Raw genomic sequence first — 19719 nt, 5'->3', positions numbered from 1 at the left:
GTTGGCGCTGTTCCGTGGAGGAACAGCGCCAACCGAGCGCCCACAACACCGACGGGGTGCGTCAGAGCCGGAGGCAGGAGTACGCGGGCGAGCGCTCGAACGCCCACCTCAGGAACGTGCGCGACTCCGGGCCGTACATGCCGTCGACGCTGATCCGCTTGGAGCTGCCCTGGGCGGCGAACTCCTTGTTGACGGCCGTCTGCGCGTTCTTCAGCGCCTGCTTGGTGTCCGGGCCGAACTCCCCGTCGACGGCGAGGTTCCGGTTCAGGTCGTACTGGCGGTAGCACTTCTTCAGCGTCGTCTGGAGCGCCTTCACCTCGCGGCCCTCGGCGCCCTTGACCATCTGGCACGTGATCTTGCCGCTGTACGACGGGATCTGGGCCGTGCGGAGCTTGCCGCTGACGGTCTTCTTCACGGCCACCGACGAGTGGCACACGGGGACGGCGGCCGATGCCGGCGCCGCGGCGAGCGCCGTCAGTCCGAGGGAGGCGGCCAGGGCGACGACGGCGACGAGCGCCGCCGACCGGAGCCGGGAGCGCCGTCCTGCTGGCTGTGCTGACATGGTTCCTCGTTTCATGGTGCGTCATGGAGGGGAACTGCCTGGCACCTGGCTCGGAGCGGCCCGCGCGGCACCCGGTGACCACCTTGAGGTGCTGCTGAGGTTCCCCGCCGCGGGTCCTACGCTGGCCCCGTGACCGCCGAGCAGCCCGCCGTCCTGGCGCCCGTGGCGCCCGCCACCACGCCGTCGGAGCGCCGCCGCGCCACCGCGGAGATCTGGATCGTGCTGGGCCTCAGCCTTGGCCAGAGCGGCGTGTACGCGCTGGTCAACATCATCGCCCGGCTGACCGCGCCGACGCCGCTCGCGGAGCAGACCGCCACGCTCAACGCGAGCCAGTCGGACCGCTCGATCCTCGACCTCACCTACCAGCTCCTGGGGATCTTCTTCGCCCTGGTGCCCGTCGTGCTGGCGCTCTACCTGCTGAGCGGGCGGGCGTCGGCGACCTGGACCGGCACGCGCCGGCGGATCGGTCTCGACTGGGGGCTCGACGGCGCCCGGCCCGGCCGCGACGTCGCGTGGGGGTTCGGGCTCGCCGCCGCGATCGGCATCCCCGGGCTCGCGTTCTACCTGCTGGGCCGCGCCCTGGGGATCACCGTGTCCGTGCAGGCCAGCGCGCTGAACGAGCACTGGTGGACCGTGCCGGTGCTGATCCTCGCCGCCCTGCAGAACGGCCTGCTGGAGGAGGTCGTGGCCGTCGCGTACCTGCGCGAGCGCACGCGCGACCTCGACTGGTCGCGGCTGTGGTTCATCGTGTGGAGCTCGCTGCTGCGCGGCTCCTACCACCTGTACCAGGGCGTCGGGCCGTTCTTCGGCAACGTCGTCATGGGGATCGTGTTCTCGTGGTTCTACACCAGCCGGTGGGGCCGCAACCGGGTGGTCCCGCTGGTCGTCGCGCACACCCTGCTCGACGTCGTCGCGTTCGTCGGGTACGCGCTCCTGCCGCAGGAGTGGAAGGACGCGCTCGGCCTGTGACCACCCCCGCCGGCCCGGCCACGGGGCGGCTACGGTCGGGCGCGTGACCGTCGTCCCGATCCCCGGCTCCAAGTCCATCACCGCGCGGGCGCTGTTCCTCGCCGCGGCCGCGCGGGGCCGCACGACGCTGGTGGACCCGCTCGCGTCCGACGACACCGAGGCCTTCGTCGAGGGGCTGCGCACGCTCGGCTACGGCGTCGAGCAGGGGCCGTCGGTCTGGACGATCGACGGCTCGCCCGCCGGGCCGCCGCGCCGCTCCGCCGACGTCTTCACGCGCGACGGCGCCACGACGGCCCGGTTCCTGCCCACGCTGGCGGCGGCCGGCCACGGCCGCTACGCGTTCGACGCGTCGGAGCAGATGCGCCGCCGCCCGATGGCGCCCCTCACGCGGGCCCTGGCGGACCTGGGGGCCACGCTCGAGTTCCCGGGCGCCGCCGACCACCACCCCGTGACCGTGGCCGCCGCCGGCCTGCGCGGCGGGTCGGTCCGCCTGGACGCGGGGACGTCGTCCCAGTTCCTCACCGCGCTGCTCCTCGCCGGGCCGCTGATGCGCGACGGGCTGACGGTCGAGGTCACCGACCTGGTCTCCGAGCCGTACGTCGCCATCACCACCGCGATGATGGCCGACTTCGGCGTCGAGGTGGAGCGGTCCGGGCGGGTCTACCGCGTCGCGCCGGGCGAGTACACGGCCACCCGGTACGCGGTCGAGCCCGACGCGTCGTCGGCCAGCTACTTCTTCGCCGCGGCGGCGCTGCTCGGCGAGCCCGTCACCGTGCGGGGCCTCGGCACCGGCGCCCTGCAGGGCGACCTCGCCTTCGTGGAGGTACTCGCCCGGATGGGCGCCCGCGTCGAGCAGGACGCCGGCGCCACGACCGTCACGGGCACGGGCCGGCTCCGCGGCATCACCGTCAACATGCGCGACATCTCGGACACCATGCCGACGCTGGCCGCGGTCGCGCCGTTCGCGGACGGGCCCACGCGCATCGTCGACGTCGCCAACACCAGGGTCAAGGAGTGCGACCGCCTCGACGCCTGCGCCACCAACCTGCGCGCGCTGGGGATCGACGTCGAGACCGGGCCGGACTGGATCGAGATCCGGCCCGGCGTCCCGCGGGCGGCGGAGGTCCGCTGCTTCGGCGACCACCGGATCGCGATGGCGTTCAGCGTCGCCGGGCTGCGGACGCCCGGCCTCACCCTCGACGACCCGGGCTGCGTGAAGAAGACCTTCCCGGACTTCCACGAGCGGCTCGCGGCCACCGTGCGGGAGCTCGCCGCGCGCTGAGCGGCGAGGAGAAGCCCCCCACGCTCGTCCGGACGCCGACGTCGGCTGCCGTCCGGGTCCCGAGAGCGCCGATCATGACGACGCGGGCTCCCCGCGGGCACCGAGGCCGTCCCACAGAACCTCGAGGTACGCGTCCGCGAGGCCCGGCGCGTCGCGCGAGGCCTTGGCGATCGCGAACACGGTCTCGCCGATGAGGATCGCGACGAGGGCGGGGTCGATGTCCGAACGGATCGAGCCCTGGCTGCGAGCCTTGGTGAGCATCGCGTCGACGACCCGCACCAGGTCGGCACGGAGCGCGGTGGTGACGGGAAGCTCGAGGTCGGCGAGCTGATCGCTGACCGCGTGGTGCGCCGCCTGGAACGCCATGAGCTCGGCCAGGAACGTCCGCAGCGCCTGATCGCCCCTCTCGCCCGCCTTCTCGAGGACCTCCCTCCCGCGGCTCACGAGCGGTTCGAGCAGCTCCGCCACCGCGGCATCCATGAGCGCGTCCTTGCCGCCGAAGGCACGGACGACCGTCCCCGCACCCATGCCGGCGCGCCGGGCGATCGCGTCGACAGTGAGGGGCGCACCGCCCTCGGCGAGGAGCGCGGTGGCGGCGTCGAGCGCGCGGCGACGGTTGCGGAGCGCGTCCGCTCGAGGCGGCCGCGAAGTCGGCGTTGACAACTGGAATCTCCGTTCCATATGGTTGATCTGGAATGTCAGTTCCAGATACTAGCGGGAAGGAACCCCCCGTGAACCACCGCATCCTCGTCGTCGGCGCCAGCATCGCCGGGCTCGCTACGGCGCACTGGCTCGTCGAGGACGGCTTCGACGTCACCATCGCCGAGCGGGCCCGGGCGCCCCGGCCCGGGGGCAACGGCGTCGACGTGCGCGGGCAGGCCGTCGAGGCGGTCGCCCGCATGGGCCTGCTCGACCTGGTGCGCGCGTCCGCGACCGACGTCCGCGCCATGCAGTTCGTCGACGCCGCAGGGCGCACGACCGCACGTGTCCCCGTCGCCGAGCCCGGCGCGACCGAGATCATGCGCGGCGACCTGGTCGCCCTGCTGCACGATCGGTCCACGGCCGACCGCCGCTTCGGCGACGGCGTCCGAGCGTTGCGCCAGGACGACGGCGGCGTGACCGTCGGCTTCGAGCACGCGCCCGACGAACGGTTCGACCTCGTCGTCGGCGCCGACGGTATGCACTCCACCGTCCGCCGCCTCGCCTTCGGCCCCGAGGAGAGGTTCGTCCGCTTCAAGGGCGGCTACTTCGCCTTCGCCGACGCCGACGCCGCGCTCGGGGCCGACCGCGCCGTGACCATGTACAACACGCCCGGCAGGATGGCCGGGCTCTACCGCTCCGGCCATCACGCCCAGGCCAAGGCCTACCTCGCCTTCCGCTCCAGGCCGCTCGGCCACGACCACCGCGACCCCGACCAGCACCGGCGCATGCTGCGCGAGGCGTTCGCGGACGAGACCGGTTGGTGCGTGCCGCGCCTGCTCGACACCGCGCTCGCGGACCCGCACCTGTACCTCGACGCGCTCGCCCAGGTGCAGATGGACTCCTGGTCGAACGGCCGCGTCGTCCTGGTCGGTGACGCCGCCTGGTGCGCCTCACCGGCCTCCGGCGCAGGGGCGGAGCTCGCGCTCGTCGGCGCCTTCCGCCTCGCCGGAGAGCTGGCACGGGCCGAGGGCGACCCCCGGGCCGCCTTCGCACGTTACGAGGCGATCCACCGCGCCCTCGTCCGGCGCAGGCAGCGGATCAGCCCGAACGTGCGCCTCATGGTCCCGCAGACCCGTGGCGGCATCCGCCTCCGCAACACCCTCGCCCGCCTCCCGATCCTCGGCCCGCTGGGCGCCGTCGAGCGACTCCTGCAAGGCCGGACCCCGCCCCTCGCCCCCGAGGCGGGGACCGTCTAGGAGCCTGCGGGAAGCGCGTCGAGCAGCGACTCGGTCACCTCGGCCAGCCGCTCGGCGTCCGCCGGGTCGAGCGTGCGCAGCGTGAGCGGGAGCGTGGTGCCGCGGTCGATCGCCGTGAGCGGTACCTGCGGCGGACGGTCGATGAACCCGTGGACGGGCGCGACCGACCGGTCGACGGAACGCGCGGCGAACGTCCCGGCTACCCGGATGGCGAGGCGGGCCGCAGCCGGCAACGGGCTGAGGTCACCGCTCCTCGTGAAGCCGGGGTGGTACAGGACGTATCGCACGGGGTTGTCCGCCTGAGCGGCGTACGCGACACCGAGCAGGTCGTTGGCACGGCCGGCCTGGAGCTGAGCCGTGATCGTGCTGTATCCGCGCTCGAGCTGGAGGTCGTCCCAGTGGACCGCACCACGGGTGATGCCGACACCGGCGACGTTGACGATCACCGGACTCGCGCTCCGGCGCAGCAGCGGCGAGAGCTCATGGCCGAGCAGGTAACGGCTGAGGTAGTAGAGCGCGAAGGTGCGTTCGAGGCCTTCGGGCGTCGTCGTGCGGTCGGGGGACTGCCGGTTGGCGAAGAGGCACAGCGCATCGACGACCTCGTGGCGGGCGGCGATCTCGCGGATCGCCCGCCGGGTGGCCGCGACGCCGGACAGGTCGGCCCGGAGGAACTGCACCCGACCGCCGCCCCCGATCCCGTCCGCCTCGGCGACCAGCCGCCGCCCCTTGTCGGGATTGCTGCCGAGCGCGACGACCTGGTCGCCGCGTGCGGCGCGGGCGAGGGCCAGGGCGCGCCCCATCCCGTCGGTACCACCGCTGATGACGACGACGCGCGGCCGGCGCGAGGACGATTCCTGGACGGGCATGAGCGGCTCCCGGGTAGTTACTCTTTGTCTGCACCACCATGGTCAGTAACCGTCCTCGGCCGCACAAGGAGGCAGTGTGACGTCCGGTACGCACACGGATGTGCCCTCGATGGTGAGCGCCCTCCTGCCCGACCCGGTGCCGGCCGAGGAGTACGACCAGTGCCCGGTCACCGAGGTGCTGCGCCGGGTCGGCGACAAGTGGTCGGTCCTGGTCGTCGTGCTGCTGGGCAAGCGCCCGTATCGGTTCAACGAGCTCCACCGCGCCATCGCGACCATCAGCCAACGCATGCTGACCCGCACGCTCCGCGGCCTGGAGACCGACGGCCTGGTCCATCGCGAGGTGTTCCCCACCACGCCGCCCAGCGTCGAGTACCGACTCACCCCGCTCGGACGGTCCCTGCTCGTCCCTCTCTCAGCCCTTGCCGACTGGGTCGTGGAACACCGCGCCGAGATCGCTGCCGCGCGGTCGACGAGCGCCTCCGTCAGCGATCGAGACGTCGCGACACTCGGGGCGGACGCCGCGCCTGCGTCGTCGTAGGCCGGCTCAGCCCCGCGGCCCGGCGCCGCGCAGCAGGGTGTCGACGATGCGAGCGGCCAGGGCGTCGGGGTCGGCGCCCGCCGCGACCTCCCGCAGCGACTCCCCGATCAGCGCGTAGTAGACGCGGCGCACCCAGTCGAGGTCGGCGCCGGAGTCGACGACGCCGTCCGCGCGGGCCCGCTCGAGCACGGCGACGCACCGGCGGTCGACGTCCTGCTGGAGGGCCGCGGCCTCGCCGCCCGGGTCCGCCGGGAGCCCGAGGGCGAACGCCCACGCGCTCTTGACCTGCAGCACGTTGGCGGTGATCCGGTGCATCGCCACGAGCGGTGGCGCCGTGTCCGGGCGGCCGTCGTCCACCGCCTGCGCGAGCTGCTGGACCGCCGACGCCGTCAGCGCCTCGATCAGCGCCTGCCGGCTGGCGAACCGGCGGTGCACGGTGGTGCGGGCCACCCCCGCAGCCGCGGCGATCTGCTCCAGCGACGCGGCCGGGTCGTCCACGAGCACCCGCTCCGCCGCCTCGAGGATCGCGCGCACGCTGCGCTCCGCGTCCGCCCGCAGCGGCCTGGCTGCCGTCCCGCCCATCGCGCCTCCCCTGGTTCTGCCGTGCCGTCGCGCATCCCGCCCGACCCTGCACACGGTACCGGGTCGATGCAACAATCTCATTATCTGCGTCAGCACTGTTGCATATCAGCATCTAACCGCTACGCTCACACTCAGTTGTCGTCGACCAAAGGAGCAGATCGTGCCCACCACCGCCCTGATCACGGGAGCCTCGTCCGGGCTCGGCGCGGAGTTCGCCGAGCAGCTCGCGGCCCGCGGCCACGACGTCGTCCTGGTGGCCCGGTCCGTCGACCGTCTCGCCGCGCTCGCCGAGCGCCTGCGGGCCGCGCACGGCGTCGCCGCCCACGTGCTGGTCCAGGACCTCGCCGCGCCGGACGCCGGACGCCACGTCGCGGGCGACCTGGCCGACCGCGGCCTCGACGTCGACCTGCTCGTCAACAACGCCGGGTTCGGCACCTGCGGCCGGTTCGAGGACATCGACGGGCCGCGCGACCACGACCAGCTCATGGTGAACGTCGTCGCGCTCGTCGACCTCACCCACGCGCTGCTGCCGGGCATGCTCGCCCGGGGCGGCGGCGCCGTCGTCAACGTCGCCTCGAACGCCGCCTTCCAGCCGTCCCCATACTTCGCCGTCTACGGCGCGGCGAAGGCGTTCGTGCTGAGCTTCGGCCTGGCGCTGCGGCAGGAGTACCGCGGCCGCGGCGTCCGCGTCCTGACCCTGTGCCCCGGCCCCGTCGAGACCGGCTTCTTCGACGCCATCGGCACCCGGCGGGCCGCCGTCACCGGCGCCATGACCACCCCGCCGCCCGTGGTGCGCGCCGCCCTGCGCGCGCTGGACCGCGACCGCGGGTACGCCGCCCCCGGCCTCGGCAACGCCCTGACCGCGCACCTCACGCCGCGCCGCCCTCGGACTCTCGTGGCTGCGCTCGCCGAGCGCGTCACCCGCAAGGTGCTCGCCCCCGCGCAGGACACCGCCGCGGACGCCCCGGCGGCCGCCGCGTGAGCGCCGCCGCCCGCGCCGCCGCCGGAGCCGCCGCCGCGATGCTGCTGGTCGGCACGTCGACGGCGGTCACGGCCACCGTCGCCGACTACCCGGTGCTCACCGGGCAGGCCCTGCGCTACGCCCTCGCCGCGGCGATCCTGCTCGCCGTCGTGCGCCACCGCCGCCTGCCGCGGGTGCGCCTGACGGGGCGCGACGTCCTGCTCCTGGTCGCGCTCGCCGTGACGGGCCTGGCCGGGTTCAACGTCTTCCTCGTCGAGGCGACCCGGCACGCCGGGCCGGCCATGATCGGCGCCGTCGTCGGGGGCGTGCCGCTCGTCCTCGCGCTCGTCGGCCCCCTGCTGGAGCGCAGGCGGCCCGCCCCGCGGACCGTGGCGGCCGCCGTTGTGGTGGCGCTCGGCACGGCCGTCGCCGCCGGGCTCGGATCGGGCAGCCTCGCGGGCCTGCTCCTGTCGCTGGGTGCCCTCGCGGGCGAGGTGGCGTTCTCGCTGCTCGCCGTGCCGCTGCTGCCGCGGCTCGGGCCGCTGCGCGTCGCCGCCTACCCCGCCGTCCTGGCCGTGCCGCTGCTGCTCGTGGCCGGCCTCGCGCTCGACGGCACCGCCGCCCTGCGCCTCCCCACGCTCGGCGAGGCGGCGGCCTTCGCCTACCTCGGCGCCGTGGTCACGGCGGCCGCGTTCTTCCTCTGGTACGACGCGCTGGGCCGCCTCGGCCCCGACCGCGCCGGCCTGTTCGCCGGCCTGGTCCCCGTCGGCGCGCTGCTCACGACCGTCGCCCTCGGGATCGGGCACGTGGGCGCCGCCGACGTCGCGGGGGCGCTGCTGGTCGCGGCCGGCGTCGCCGTCGGCCTCCGGTCCCGCGCGGCCGGTGCCGGGACCGGGGCCGGGGACGACGACGACGACCGTCAGAAGCCGGGCGGCGAGGGGAAGCCCCCGAAGCCGGACATCATGCCCTGGGAGACGGTCACGAAGAACGCGACGAAGCCGAGGAAGAACAGCGCGAAGACGATCCGCCCCACGTACCGTCCGGTCCCCATGCGGGCGCCCTGGGGCGCGATGAACCGCTCGGGCCGCGAGGGGTCGTAGACGACGCGCACGTCGCTCTCCGACCGGTCCAGCATGCCGACGTCGGAGTAGGTCGGCACCGCGCGGATCCGGCGCCCGTCGAGCGTGGGGAACTCGATGGTCTCCACGAGCCGGCTCGTCACGGTCCGGTTCTCCCCGGAGCCGCTCGTGGAGTGCTGCAGATGGCTGCGCAGCACGCGGCCCTGCGTCTCCTGGCCCGACCTCTCGAGCCCGCGCACGCCCGCGATGGCGCGCACCGCTCCCACGATCGTCCACAGCCCGAACACGGCCATGACCGCCGGGACCACGAGGAACAGGATCTCCACGCGGGTCAGCCTTCCGTCAGGGCGTGCAGCCCGGCCCGGTGCTCGGCCTGCGCGGCCGGGTCCGGGATGGGCAGCGACGCCAGGAGCTGCTTGGTGTAGTCCTCGCGCGGGCTGCCGAGCACCTGCTCGCCCGTCCCCTCCTCGACGAGGTGGCCGCGGTACAGCACCGCGATCCGGTCGGCGAGGAGGTCGACGACGGCGAGGTCGTGCGACACGAACAGGCAGGCGAAGCCCAGCTCCTTCTGCAGCTCGGCGAAGAGCTCCAGCACGCGCGCCTGCACCGACACGTCGAGCGCCGACGTCGGCTCGTCCGCGATGAGCAGCTCCGGGTCCAGGGCCAGGCCGCGGGCCAGGGACGCGCGCTGCCGCTGCCCGCCGGACAGCTCGTGCGGGTAGCGGTCGCCGTAGCTGCGGGGCAGCTGCACCGCCTCGAGCAGCTCGTCCACGCGGGCGCGCGCCGCCTCCGGGGTGCGGGCCCGGCCGTGCACGACCAGGGGCTCGGCCACGCACTCGGCGATGGTCAGCAGCGGGTTGAACGACGTGGCCGGGTCCTGGAAGACGAAGCCCAGCCGGGGCCGCATCGCCTTGAGGTCGCGACCGCGGGCGCCGAGCATCTCCGTGCCGAGCACCCGCAGCGACCCGCCGCTGACGGGCGTGAGGCCGGCCATGGCGCGGGCGATCGTCGTCTTGCCGGAGCCGGACTCCCCCACGAGGCCCAGCACCTCGCCGGGGCGGATGGTGAGCGAGACGTCGTCCACCGCGGTGAACGCCGGCTGCCGGAACCGGCCCGGGTAGGTGATGGTGAGGCCCTCCGCGCGCACCACGGGCTCCGACCCCGCCCAGCCGTCGGGGCGGTCGGCCGCGCGCTCCACGGCACGGGCGGTGCCCTCGCCCACGCGCGGCACGGCCTTGAGCAGGGCCTTCGTGTACTCGGCCTGCGGGTCGGCGAACAGGTCGTCGACGGGCGCCTGCTCCACGACCTTGCCCTGGTACATCACGGCGACGCGGTCGGCCAGGTCGGCCACCACGCCCATGTTGTGCGTGATGAGCACGATGGCGGTGCCCGTCTCGTCGCGCAGGTGGCGCAGCAGGTCGAGGATCTCGGCCTGCACGGTGACGTCGAGCGCCGTCGTGGGCTCGTCGGCGACGATGAGGTTCGGCCCCAGCACCAGCGCCATCGCGATGACGATGCGCTGCTTCTGCCCGCCCGAGAACTGGTGCGGGTAGTGGTCCACGCGGTGCTCGGGGTCGGGGATGCCGACCGTGCCGAGCACCTCGATCGCCCGGCGCCGCGCCTCCTTCTTCGACACGTCGCCGTGCGCGCGGATGCCCTCCGCGATCTGCCAGCCCACCGTGTACACGGGGTTGAGCACGCTGGACGGCTCCTGGAACACCATCGCGACGTCGCGCCCGCGCACCTGGCGCAGCTTCGCCGCGGAGACGTTGACGACGTCCGTCGTCGTGCCGTCGCGCCCCGTGAGGACGACGGCGCCGCGGGTGGTCGCCGTCTCCGGCAGCAGGCCGAGGATGGTCTTGGCCGTGACGGTCTTGCCGGAGCCCGACTCGCCGACGACGGCGAGCACCTCCCCGGGCTGGACGTCGAGGCTGACGCCGTCGACGGCCCGCACCGGGCCGGCGTCGGTGGCGAACGAGACCGCGAGGTCGGTGATCGTCGCCACGGCGCCGTTCGACGCGACGGCGACCTTGGTCGCTTCGGCGCTCATGCGTCGTCTCCCTTCGGGTTGTCCTCCGGGCGTTCCGCCGACGCCGGGGTCTCCGGGTCCGACGGGTCCGCCTCCACCGACGTCGCGGCGACGGCGCCGGACACCTGCCCGGCGCGGGCGCGCGTCCGCAGCCGCGGGTCGGCCAGGTCGTTGAGCGACTCGCCCATGAGGGTCATGCCCATGGCGGCGAGCACGATGGCGAGGCCCGGGAACAGCGCGGTCCACCAGATGCCGGAGGTGACGTCGGCGACCGCGCGCTGCAGGTCGTAGCCCCACTCGGCGGCCGCCGTCGGTTCGATGCCGAAGCCGAGGAAGCCGAGGCCCGCCAGCGTGAGGATCGCCTCGGACGCGTTGAGCGTGACGATCAGCGGCAGCGTGCGCGTGGAGTTGCGCAGCACGTGGCGCGTCATGATCCGCCAGTGCCCCGTGCCGAGCACGCGCGCCGAGTCGACGAACGCCTCCGCCTTGATACGCACCACCTCGGCACGCACCACCCGGAAGTACTGCGGCACGAACACCACGGTGATCGACAGCGCGGCGGCGAGGATGCCGCCCCACATGTCCGACTTGCCGCCCGAGATGACGATCGCCAGCAGGATCGCGAGCAGCAGGGACGGGAACGCGTAGATCGCGTCCGCCACGACCACGAGCACGCGGTCGAGCCAGCCCCCGAAGTAGCCGGACACGAGGCCCAGCAGCACGCCCACGACGATCGAGGACAGCACGGCGACCAGCACGACCAGGAGCGCCGTGCGGGCGCCCCACACCACGCGGGACAGCACGTCGTACCCACCCACGGTGGTGCCGAACCAGTGCTCGGCGCTGGGCGGCATCTGGGCGCCGAACGCGCCGTCGAGGTCGCGCAGCTGCGACCAGCCGAACGGCGCCAGCAGCGGCGCGAGGACCGCGACCAGCACGAACACGCCGGTGAGCACGATGCCCGCGACGAGCATGCCCCGCTGGAGGCCGACGCTCTGGCGCACCTGCCGCACGACGGGCAGCCTGCGGAACCACGCGCCCCTGCCGCCGAGGTGCTCGGGGGCCGCGCCGGCCGTGCCGACGCTGGTGATCTCTCCCGCGGTCATCAGTACCTCACCCTCGGGTCGACCAGCGCCGCGATGATGTCGACGAGGAAGTTCGTCACCGCCACCACGACGGCCATCAGCACGACGATCCCCTGCACGGCCACGAAGTCGCGCGCCTGCAGGTACTCCGACAGCTGGAAGCCCAGCCCCCGCCACTCGAACGTCGTCTCGGTGAGCACCGCGCCCACCAGGAGCATCGCGACCTGCATGCCGGCCACGGTGATGATCGGGATGAGCGCCGGTCGCCAGGCGTGCTTGCGCACCAGGCGGCTCTCCTTGACGCCGCGCGAGCGCGCCGCGTCGACGTACCCCGCGCCGAGCGTGCCGATCATGTTGGTGCGCACCAGCCGCAGGAACACGCCGGCCGTGAGCAGGCCGAGCGCGAGCGCGGGCAGGAACGCGTGCGACAGCACGTCGAGCACGACGGCCGGGTCCCCGGTCTTGAAGGCGTCGATCAGCATGAACCCGGAGTCCGCCCCGGCGAGCTGCATGGAGATCTCGCCGTCGGTGGACACGCGCCCCGCGACGGGGAACCAGCCCAGCCACACGGAGAACACGAGCTTGAGGATCAGACCCGCGAAGAACACCGGCGTCGCGTAGGCGAGGATCGCGAGGATCCGCAGCACGGCGTCGGGCAGGCGGTCGCGGAAGTAGCCCGCGAGCATGCCGAACGGGACGCCGAGGACGAGGGCGACGACGATCGCGTAGAACGCGAGCTCCAGCGTGGCCGCGCCGTACGTGGTGAGCACCTGCGTCACCGGCTGGTTGTCGCTGATGGTGGTGCCGAAGTCGCCGGAGAAGACGCTGGTGAGGTAGTCCCAGTACTGGGCGACGATCGGACGGTCGTAACCGGCCGCGTGGATCAGCTCCTGGAGCTGGTCGGGCGGCAGCTTGCCGCCCAGCGCGGCCGTGATGGGGTCACCGGTCGCGCGCATGAGCACGAAGACCGTGGTGACCAGGATGAACACGGTCGGGATGATGAGCAGGAAGCGCACCAGGATGTAGCGTCCCAGTGCGCTTCCTGCCGTACTACGTGAGGCCACGGGAAGAGCTCAGTCCGTCTCTCAGCCCTTGGCCAGCGCGCCGTAGCGGAACTTGAACGACGCGTCGAGCGTGTCCTTGGTCCCGGTGACGTCCTTGCCGGTGACGGCGACCTGCGCGCCCTGCAGGTACGGGACGGTCGACAGGTCGTCGGCCTCGGTGTCCTGGATCTTGCCCAGCAGCTCGGTGCGCTTCGCCTCGTCGGCCGTGACGGCCTGCTCGAGGATCATGTCCTCCACGTCCTGGTTCACGTAGTGGTTGCCCAGGAAGTTCTCCTTGAGGAAGAACGGCGTGAGGTAGTTGTCGGCGTCCGAGTAGTCCGGGAACCAGCCGAGCTGGTACGCCGGGTAGACGTCGGCGGTGCGGTCCTTCGAGTACTGCACCCACTCCGTGGTCTGCAGGTTGACCTTGAACAGGCCGCTGCCCTCGAGCTGGTCCTTGATGAGCGCGTACTCGTCGCCGGACGACGGGCCGTAGTGGTCGTTCGAGTACTGCAGGTTCAGCTCCACCGGGGTGGTGACGCCGGCGTCGGCGAGCGTCTGCTTCGCCTTGTCCGCGTCGGGCCCGCCCTGACCGTCGCCGTACTTCTCCTTGAGCGGCTCCGTGGCGCCGGTCAGCCCGTCGGGCACGAAGGAGTACAGCGGGGTGTAGGTGCCCTTGTAGACCTGGTCGGCCAGCGCCTGGCGGTCGATGAGGTCGGCCACGGCCTGGCGCACCGCGGTCGCCTTCTTCGGGTCGGCGTCGGGCTGCTTCTCGCCGTACGGCTGGGTGTTGAAGTTGAAGACGATGTAGCGCGTCTCGCCACCGGGGCCCGTGACGACCTGGACCTTGTCGTCCTTGCCGAGGTCCTCGATGTCGGTGGGCGACAGGGAGCGGAACGCGACGTCGACCGAGCCGTCCTGCACCTCGAGCTTGAGGTTGGAGGCGTCCGTGAAGTACTTGACGTTGATCTTCGGCGTCTTCGCGGCGCCGAGGACACCCTGGTAGCCGTCGTACTTCTCGTAGCTGACCAGCTCGTTCAGCTTGTAGCCGGTGATCGAGTACTGCCCGGCGAACGCCTTGCCGTCCACGATCGTCGTGTCGTCCGTGACCGCGTCGGGCGAGAAGACGTCCTCGTCGACGATCGGGCCCACGGGCGACGACAGGATCTGCGGGAAGATCTGGTCGTTCGCGCTCTTCAGCTTGAAGACGACGGTCGTGTCGTCCGGGGTCTCGACCGAGTCGAGGTTGTAGAGCAGCGACGACGGGCCGTTCTCGTCCGCGATCTTCAGCTGCCGGTCGAACGTGAACTTGACGTCCGAGGAGGTCAGGTCGTTGCCGTTGGCCCACTTGAGGCCCGGCTTGAGCTTGACCGTGTACTCCTTGGGCGACGTGAACTCGGCCGACTCCGCGATGTCCGGCTCCACGTCCGGGCTGCCGTACGGCGTGTTCATGAGGAACGGGTAGACCTGGTTCATCACGGCGAACGAGCCGTTGTCGTACGAGCCGGCCGGGTCGAGGGACGTGATCTTGTCCGTCGTACCGATGATCATCGACTCGGCGGCACCGCCGCCGTCCCCGCTGCCGCCGTCACCGGAACCGCCGCCGCACGCGGTCAGCACCAGCGCCAGCACTGCCGTTCCTGCGGCGCCGGTGATCAGCCGTCGCGAGCCTCTGATGGCACTCATGGTCTCAGGTCCCCTTCGTCCAGGCCGGCCCACGGCGGGTGGCCGCGGGCTCGTGGCGATGCGGGCGTCTCTGGCACACCGGTGTGTCGCCGTGGTCACGGGCGTGGGTCACACCCGGACCGGTATCGCATCGTGGTCCGGGAACCTACCACTGCGCTCCGGCTCGTGTCACAGGCCACAGTCCCCGTCTCCGCCTAGACTTCCCGGCATGTCCGGAGCGAGCACCGCGGGTCCCGTCCAGGATCCGTCGCACCGGGATCGCCCGTCGCACCGGGGGCCGGCGTCCGACCCGACGCCCCCGACCGGTCCGCTGCAGGCGCTGCTGGGCGGCGACGGCTCCGACGACGGCGCGCCGACCGACCTCGTGCGCGTCGTCGACACGCCCGAGGCCCGGGTGCGGCACCCCTCCGACATGCTCGGCATGGTGGTCAGCGCGCTGGGTGTGGCGCTCGTGCTCGTCCTGTCGGTGGTGGCGCACGCGACCACCGAGGGCGTCACGGAGGACGTCCAGAACTTCAGCACCCTGCTGGCCCGGATCCTGTTCGTGCCGGTCCAGCTCCTCGAGGGCCTCGTCACGCTGTTCGTGCCCGCCGCCGTGCTGATCGAGCTGGGCTGGCGCCGGCTGGGCCGGCAGGTGGTGGAGTCGATCTGCGCGGCAGCCCTGGGCCTCGTGCTCGGCGTCGTCACGGCGCTCACGATCTCCCGGTTCGGCAGCGACGAGCTGGTGCGCGGGCTGTCCGTCTTCCGCGACGGCACCTGGCAGCTCACCATCCCCGGGTACGTGGCCGCCATCGCCGGCCTGCTCACCACCGCCGGCCCGCGCACCCGCCGCCGCACGGTGCGCTGGTCGTGGAACGTGCTCTACCTGTCCCTGGCCATCGTGCTCATCACCGGGCAGGTCTCGCTGCCGGGAGTGATCGTCGCCCTGCTGCTCGGCCGCCTCGCCGGGCAGGCCGTGCAGTACGTCTCCGGCGTGCGCAGCGAGCGCGCCTACGGGGCCGACCTCGTCGCCGCGGTGCGGCGCGCGGGGTTCCACCCGACGGCGCTGGTCCGGGTGCGCGACGTGTCCGTCGTCGTCGACGACGACGCCCCCGGCGAGGTGCCCGCCCCGCCCGAGGACCCCGTGGCCGCGTACGACGCCGACGGGGACGTCGTGGAGGAACCGCCGGACGAGGGCCAGGCCCTCCCCGCCCCGCCGACGACGGCGGACGCCGCGGCCGTCGCGCTCACCCGGGCGGGCGACAACCGCGTGTACGCGCTGCTCACCGACGACGGCGCGCCCCGCCGCGACGTCGTCGTGCTCGACGGCGACCGCCAGGTCATGACCACCGTGCAGCGGCTGTGGCGCGCGCTGCGGCTGCGTGGCCTCGAGGGCCGTGCCTCCATCTCGCTGCGCGCCGCGGCCGAGCGCACCGCCCTCCTCGCGTACGCGGCCACCGCGGCCGGGGTGCGCACCCAGCGGCTGGAGGGCATCGGCGTCGCCGACGACTCCGTGGTGCTGGTGCAGGAGCACGCGCGCGGCGCCGTCTCCCTGCGCGACGTCGCGGCCGACGACCTCGAGGGCGCGCGCGGGGACGCCGTCCTCGCGGAGGCCTGGGAGCAGCTGCGCCGGGCCCACGACGCCGGCCTCACGCACCACTCCCTGACGCTCGACGTGGTGCTGGTGCACCACGACGAGCGCGGCGCGCCGCACGTCTGGCTGACCGGCTGGGAGCAGGGCGAGATCGCGTCGGGCACGCTGTCGCGCCGGCTCGACCTCACGCAGATGCTCGCCCTGCTGGCGCTGCGCGTGGGCGCGCGGCGGGCGCTCGCGTCCGCCGTCCGCGCGCTGCCCGACAAGGAGATCGCCGCGATCGGCCCGCTGCTGCAGTCCGTCGCGCTGCCGAGCCCCACGCGCGAGGAGGTCCGCAAGGCCAAGGGCCTGCTGGACGAGCTGCGCGAGGCCCTCGTGGAGCGCCTGCCGCAGGCCGACGTCCAGCCCCAGAACATCACCCGGTTCGGCGCCCGCACGATCATCATGCTGACGCTGACGATCGTCGCCGTCACGGTGATCGTCACGACGATGAACTTCGAGGAGATCGCCTCCGCGATCACCGAGGCGAACCCCTGGTGGGTGGCGGCGTCCTTCGCGTTCGGGGCGATCACGTGGTTCGGCGCCGCGCTCACGTTCAGCGCGTTCTCGCCCGAGAAGCTGCCGCTGTGGCGCGCGACGCTCACGCAGATGGCCGGGTCGTTCGTGTCGCTCGCGGCCCCCGCCGGCATCGGGCCGGCCGCCCTCAACCTGCGGATGCTCACCCGGCGCGGCGTGGCCACCCCGATGGCGGTCGCGACGGTGGCGCTGGTGCAGCTGTCGCAGTTCGTCGTCACGGTGCTGCTGCTCGTCGTGCTGTCCGTGTCCACCGGATCCGGCGGCCTCATCGACCTGCCCTCGACCACCGTGCTGCTCGCCATCGCGGGCGTGGGGGTGGCGGTCGTGGCGACCCTGCTGGTCCCGTCCGTGCGGCGGTGGGCGTGGGAGAAGGCCCGCCCCACGCTGGAGCAGGTGTGGCCGCGGCTGTCGCAGATGATCGGCCAGCCCACCCGCCTCGCTCTGGGCCTCGGCGGCAACGTCATCATGACGCTGGGGTACGTGCTCGCGTTCGACGCCGCGCTCGCCGCCTTCGGGCAGGAGCTCAACCTCATCGACGTGGCCGTGATCTACCTGGTCGGCAACTCCGTCGGCGCGATGGTGCCCACCCCCGGTGGCCTGGGCGGCGTCGAGGGCGCGCTCATCGCGGGCCTCACGGCGGCCGGCATCCCCGCGTCCCTGGCGTTCTCCGTCACCATGCTCTACCGCGTCGTCACCTACTGGGCACGCGTCCCGATCGGCTGGGTGGCGATGAAGCGCCTGGAGAGCACGGGCGACCTGTGACGACGCTCGACGGCGTGGGGTCGGACGCTGCCGCGTGCGGTGCGCCGGGCGTCACGTCCGCCTCCGCGGCGGCCGACGAGCTCGACCGGGTGCTCGCGGGGCTGCAGTGGCGGTTCGTCGCGCGCTCGCGGCACGCGCTGGACGCGGGCGGCTGGGCCGAGCACGCGACGGGCGCGGGCGCCCTGCTGCTGGTCACCGAGGGCCTGGTGCGGGTGCGGGGCGTGGGCGACGTGGCGGACCTCGCCCCGGGTGACTTCCTCTTCCTGCCGCACGGGCCGCGGTTCGAGGTGCACGCGCTGTCGGAAGCCGTCGTGGAGTGCGTGCAGGTCGCGCCCGTCGGCGCGGACACCGGCCGCGGCGTGCTGCCCGAGCACGTGCTCCTCACCGAGCTGCCGCAGACGGAGCCGACGGCCGCCGCGATGCTGCGCGACCTCGTGGAGTCGTACCGCGCGCCCCGCAGCGTGCTCGGCGACCGCGTCGTCACGCTCGTCGCGTCGCTCGCGATCAGCGCCTGGTACGCCCGCGGCTGCGCGCCGGCGCGCTGGCTGATGCAGCGAGAGGACCCGGGCCTGGCCGGCGCCGTCGCGGCCATCCACGCCGACCCGGGGCGGGAGTGGACCGTGGACGACCTGGCACGCGTGGCGCTGGCGTCGCGGTCCGGATTCGCCGCCCGGTTCCGCGACGCCACGGGCCAGACGCCCGGCCGCTACCTCGCGCAGGTGCGGGTCGCGCACGCGCGCTGCCTGCTGGCGGCGGGCGACCTGTCGGTCGCGGCGATCGCCCGCCGCCTGGGCTACGGCTCGGACACGGCGTTCGGCCGCGCCTTCCGTCGTCACACGGGCGCGACGCCGTCCGAGTGGCGCCGCGGGAGCGTGCTGCGTACCAGCACCCCGCCGGCCACCGCGACCACGGCCGCGACCAGATAGGTCCAGCCCACCCCGACCGAGTCCACGCCCAGGCCGCCCACGGCCGAGCCGAGGATGATCGCCGTCTGGAAGGCCGCCACGACGAGGCCGCTGCCCGCCTCGACCTGCCCCGGCATGATCCGCGTGATCCACACCTGCACCACGTTGAGCACGCCGCCGAACGCCGCGCCCCACAGGATCACCGCCGGGTAGGCGAGCACCGGGAACGCCGCCGCCAGCCCCACCGCGGCCACGCTCACGCCGATCACCGCGGGCACGGCGAGCAGCAGCACCGCCAGGTGCCGGTCCACGATCGCGCCGATCGCGAAGTTGCCGACCAGGCCGCCCGCGCCGAACAGGGCGAGCAGCACGGCGATCGTGCCGACGTCCGCCCCCGGCAGCAGGGACAGCGCCGGGCGCACGTACGTGAAGCCGACGAAGTGCCCGCCGATGACGGCCACGATGCTCACCAGGCCCAGCGCGACGCCCGGGGACCGCAGCGCACGGCCCGTGGCGGCCCAGCCGATGCCCGGCGTGGGCGCGACCGGCGGCAGCGCGGCCCGCATGGCGACCGCCGTGACCACGGTGACCACCGCGGCCGCGACGAAGACGACCCGCCAGCCGGCGGCCGCGCTGAGGATCACGCCGAGCGGCACCCCGGCCACGGTCGCGACCGTCGTCCCCGCGTTCACGATCATCATCGCCCTGCCCACCCGGTCCGCCGGGACGAGCTGCGTGGCGATGACCAGCGACATCGACCAGTAGCCGCCGAGCGCCGCGCCCAGCAGCAGCCGGGCCGCCATGAGCACCCCGATGCTCGGCGCGACGGCGACCAGCACGTTGGACACCACCGCGCCCAGGGCCAGCACCACCAGCAGGGTGCGGCGGTCGGTGCGCGGGAACAGGGCGCCCAGGCCCAGCGCGGTGGCGAGGGCCGTGAGGGCGGTGACGCTCACCGACAGCCCCACGACGCCCTCCGAGACGCCCAGGTCCTGCGCCACGGGCGTCAGCACGCCGGGCGGCAGGAACTCCGCCGTCACGAGCGAGAAGCTGCCGAGGAACATCGTCGCGAGCGCGAGGGCTGCGCGGCGTGGGGTCAGGGGGCGCGGCGCGGGCGCCGGCGTGGGCGCCGTCGTGCCCGTGGTGGTGAGGCGGGCCGCGTCCGGCGCGGCCGCCGTGTCGATCGGGTTCGTGGTCATGCCGGTCGCAACAACCGCCATCCCGGCGCGAGCCGACCCGGACGCCGCCGGACTCGATCGAGACGCCACGCCCGCCCGGCCTGCCCCGGGAACGCCGGAGGCCCGCCGCTCGCGCAGGGCGAGC

17 protein-coding genes and 1 pseudogene are annotated in these 19719 nt (G+C 73.7%); 8 read left to right on the top strand and 10 right to left on the bottom strand.

Features of this window, described 5'->3' with window-relative positions:
- Window positions 1–61: 61 nt before the first annotated feature.
- A complete protein-coding gene (locus tag ACFWDO_RS17740) occupies window positions 62–562 on the bottom strand; it encodes a peptidoglycan-binding protein (RefSeq protein ID WP_380321726.1) in 501 nt (166 codons plus the stop codon).
- A 129-nt stretch (window positions 563–691) separates the two neighbouring features.
- Between ACFWDO_RS17740 and ACFWDO_RS17735 the strand changes: the two genes are divergently transcribed.
- A complete protein-coding gene (locus ACFWDO_RS17735) occupies window positions 692–1531 on the top strand; it encodes a CPBP family intramembrane glutamic endopeptidase (protein WP_380321729.1) in 840 nt (279 codons plus the stop codon).
- Window positions 1532–1574: 43 nt separating this feature from the next.
- Entirely contained in the window at window positions 1575–2813 is a 1239-nt protein-coding gene (aroA, locus tag ACFWDO_RS17730) for a 3-phosphoshikimate 1-carboxyvinyltransferase (protein ID WP_380321732.1), read from the top strand.
- A gap of 72 nt (window positions 2814–2885) precedes the next feature.
- Here aroA and ACFWDO_RS17725 read toward each other — a convergent pair whose 3' ends face one another.
- Window positions 2886–3476 carry a TetR/AcrR family transcriptional regulator gene (locus ACFWDO_RS17725; RefSeq protein ID WP_380321735.1) on the bottom strand — a complete coding sequence of 197 codons (591 nt, stop codon included), beginning with the start codon at window positions 3474–3476 and terminating at the stop codon, window positions 2886–2888.
- Between the two features lie 68 nt (window positions 3477–3544).
- On the opposite strand from ACFWDO_RS17725, the gene ACFWDO_RS17720 reads away from it, so the two are divergent.
- Window positions 3545–4711 (top strand): FAD-dependent monooxygenase, encoded by a 1167-nt coding sequence (locus tag ACFWDO_RS17720; RefSeq protein WP_380321738.1) that lies wholly within the window; start codon window positions 3545–3547, stop codon window positions 4709–4711.
- Here ACFWDO_RS17720 and ACFWDO_RS17715 read toward each other — a convergent pair.
- Window positions 4708–5577 (bottom strand): SDR family NAD(P)-dependent oxidoreductase, encoded by an 870-nt coding sequence (locus ACFWDO_RS17715; RefSeq protein WP_380321740.1) that lies wholly within the window; start codon window positions 5575–5577, stop codon window positions 4708–4710. The genes ACFWDO_RS17720 and ACFWDO_RS17715 overlap by 4 nt on opposite strands.
- Window positions 5578–5653: 76 nt before the next feature.
- On the opposite strand from ACFWDO_RS17715, the gene ACFWDO_RS17710 reads away from it, so the two are divergent.
- Complete coding sequence (locus tag ACFWDO_RS17710) at window positions 5654–6115, top strand: winged helix-turn-helix transcriptional regulator (protein WP_380347089.1); 462 nt, start codon at window positions 5654–5656, stop codon at window positions 6113–6115.
- A 6-nt stretch (window positions 6116–6121) separates the two neighbouring features.
- Here ACFWDO_RS17710 and ACFWDO_RS17705 read toward each other — a convergent pair whose 3' ends face one another.
- Complete coding sequence (locus tag ACFWDO_RS17705) at window positions 6122–6697, bottom strand: TetR/AcrR family transcriptional regulator (protein ID WP_380321746.1); 576 nt, start codon at window positions 6695–6697, stop codon at window positions 6122–6124.
- Window positions 6698–6857: 160 nt separating this feature from the next.
- Between ACFWDO_RS17705 and ACFWDO_RS17700 the strand changes: the two genes are divergently transcribed.
- The gene (locus tag ACFWDO_RS17700; RefSeq protein WP_380321749.1) at window positions 6858–7679 is read left to right on the top strand and encodes an SDR family NAD(P)-dependent oxidoreductase; all 822 of its coding nucleotides are present in this window, start codon (window positions 6858–6860) and stop codon (window positions 7677–7679) included.
- A gap of 38 nt (window positions 7680–7717) precedes the next feature.
- Window positions 7718–8506 (top strand): annotated as a pseudogene (locus tag ACFWDO_RS17695) (EamA family transporter); the annotation flags it as partial.
- A gap of 71 nt (window positions 8507–8577) precedes the next feature.
- Here ACFWDO_RS17695 and ACFWDO_RS17690 read toward each other — a convergent pair.
- Genes ACFWDO_RS17690 through ACFWDO_RS17670 form a run of 5 tightly spaced genes read right to left on the bottom strand, consistent with a single transcriptional unit; the run spans window position 8578 to window position 14580 of the window.
- Window positions 8578–9063, bottom strand: coding sequence for a DUF3592 domain-containing protein (locus ACFWDO_RS17690; protein ID WP_380321752.1), 486 nt, complete (start codon window positions 9061–9063; stop codon window positions 8578–8580).
- A gap of 5 nt (window positions 9064–9068) precedes the next feature.
- A complete protein-coding gene (locus ACFWDO_RS17685; protein WP_380321755.1) occupies window positions 9069–10787 on the bottom strand; it encodes a dipeptide ABC transporter ATP-binding protein in 1719 nt (572 codons plus the stop codon).
- Window positions 10784–11872 (bottom strand): ABC transporter permease, encoded by a 1089-nt coding sequence (locus tag ACFWDO_RS17680; RefSeq protein WP_380321758.1) that lies wholly within the window; start codon window positions 11870–11872, stop codon window positions 10784–10786. Before ACFWDO_RS17680 ends, ACFWDO_RS17685 begins: the two co-directional genes overlap by 4 nt.
- A complete protein-coding gene (locus ACFWDO_RS17675; protein WP_380321761.1) occupies window positions 11872–12915 on the bottom strand; it encodes an ABC transporter permease in 1044 nt (347 codons plus the stop codon). Before ACFWDO_RS17675 ends, ACFWDO_RS17680 begins: the two co-directional genes overlap by 1 nt.
- 21 nt (window positions 12916–12936) lie before the next feature.
- Window positions 12937–14580, bottom strand: a complete 1644-nt coding sequence (locus tag ACFWDO_RS17670; RefSeq protein WP_380321764.1) for an ABC transporter substrate-binding protein — start codon at window positions 14578–14580, stop codon at window positions 12937–12939.
- 208 nt (window positions 14581–14788) lie between these two features.
- On the opposite strand from ACFWDO_RS17670, the gene ACFWDO_RS17665 reads away from it, so the two are divergent.
- Together ACFWDO_RS17665 and ACFWDO_RS17660 are read left to right on the top strand one after the other, a co-directional pair.
- Window positions 14789–17491, top strand: a complete 2703-nt coding sequence (locus ACFWDO_RS17665) for a flippase-like domain-containing protein (protein WP_380321767.1) — start codon at window positions 14789–14791, stop codon at window positions 17489–17491.
- Window positions 17488–18417, top strand: coding sequence for a helix-turn-helix domain-containing protein (locus tag ACFWDO_RS17660; RefSeq protein WP_380347087.1), 930 nt, complete (start codon window positions 17488–17490; stop codon window positions 18415–18417). Before ACFWDO_RS17665 ends, ACFWDO_RS17660 begins: the two co-directional genes overlap by 4 nt.
- Here the strand turns inward: ACFWDO_RS17660 and ACFWDO_RS17655 are convergent.
- Window positions 18324–19595, bottom strand: coding sequence for an MFS transporter (locus ACFWDO_RS17655; RefSeq protein WP_380321773.1), 1272 nt, complete (start codon window positions 19593–19595; stop codon window positions 18324–18326). The two genes, ACFWDO_RS17660 and ACFWDO_RS17655, sit on opposite strands and share 94 nt — an antisense overlap.
- Window positions 19596–19719 lie beyond the last annotated feature (124 nt).

Source organism: Isoptericola sp. NPDC060185 (genome assembly GCF_042728595.1).
In the GTDB taxonomy this organism is placed as follows: domain Bacteria; phylum Actinomycetota; class Actinomycetes; order Actinomycetales; family Cellulomonadaceae; genus Isoptericola.
This window is presented reverse-complemented; position numbering and strand designations above follow the sequence as displayed.

What these genes read in the sequence shown, in the direction of transcription:
- ACFWDO_RS17740 (WP_380321726.1), bottom strand. Translation starts at nt 562, where the DNA reads ATGTCAGCACAGCCAGCAGGACGGCGCTCCCGGCTCCGGTCGGCGGCG.
- ACFWDO_RS17715 (WP_380321740.1), bottom strand. Translation starts at nt 5,577, where the DNA reads ATGCCCGTCCAGGAATCGTCCTCGCGCCGGCCGCGCGTCGTCGTCATC.
- ACFWDO_RS17705 (WP_380321746.1), bottom strand. Translation starts at nt 6,697, where the DNA reads ATGGGCGGGACGGCAGCCAGGCCGCTGCGGGCGGACGCGGAGCGCAGC.
- ACFWDO_RS17685 (WP_380321755.1), bottom strand. Translation starts at nt 10,787, where the DNA reads ATGAGCGCCGAAGCGACCAAGGTCGCCGTCGCGTCGAACGGCGCCGTG.
- ACFWDO_RS17680 (WP_380321758.1), bottom strand. Translation starts at nt 11,872, where the DNA reads ATGACCGCGGGAGAGATCACCAGCGTCGGCACGGCCGGCGCGGCCCCC.
- ACFWDO_RS17670 (WP_380321764.1), bottom strand. Translation starts at nt 14,580, where the DNA reads ATGAGTGCCATCAGAGGCTCGCGACGGCTGATCACCGGCGCCGCAGGA.
- ACFWDO_RS17665 (WP_380321767.1), top strand. Translation starts at nt 14,789, where the DNA reads ATGTCCGGAGCGAGCACCGCGGGTCCCGTCCAGGATCCGTCGCACCGG.
- ACFWDO_RS17655 (WP_380321773.1), bottom strand. Translation starts at nt 19,595, where the DNA reads ATGACCACGAACCCGATCGACACGGCGGCCGCGCCGGACGCGGCCCGC.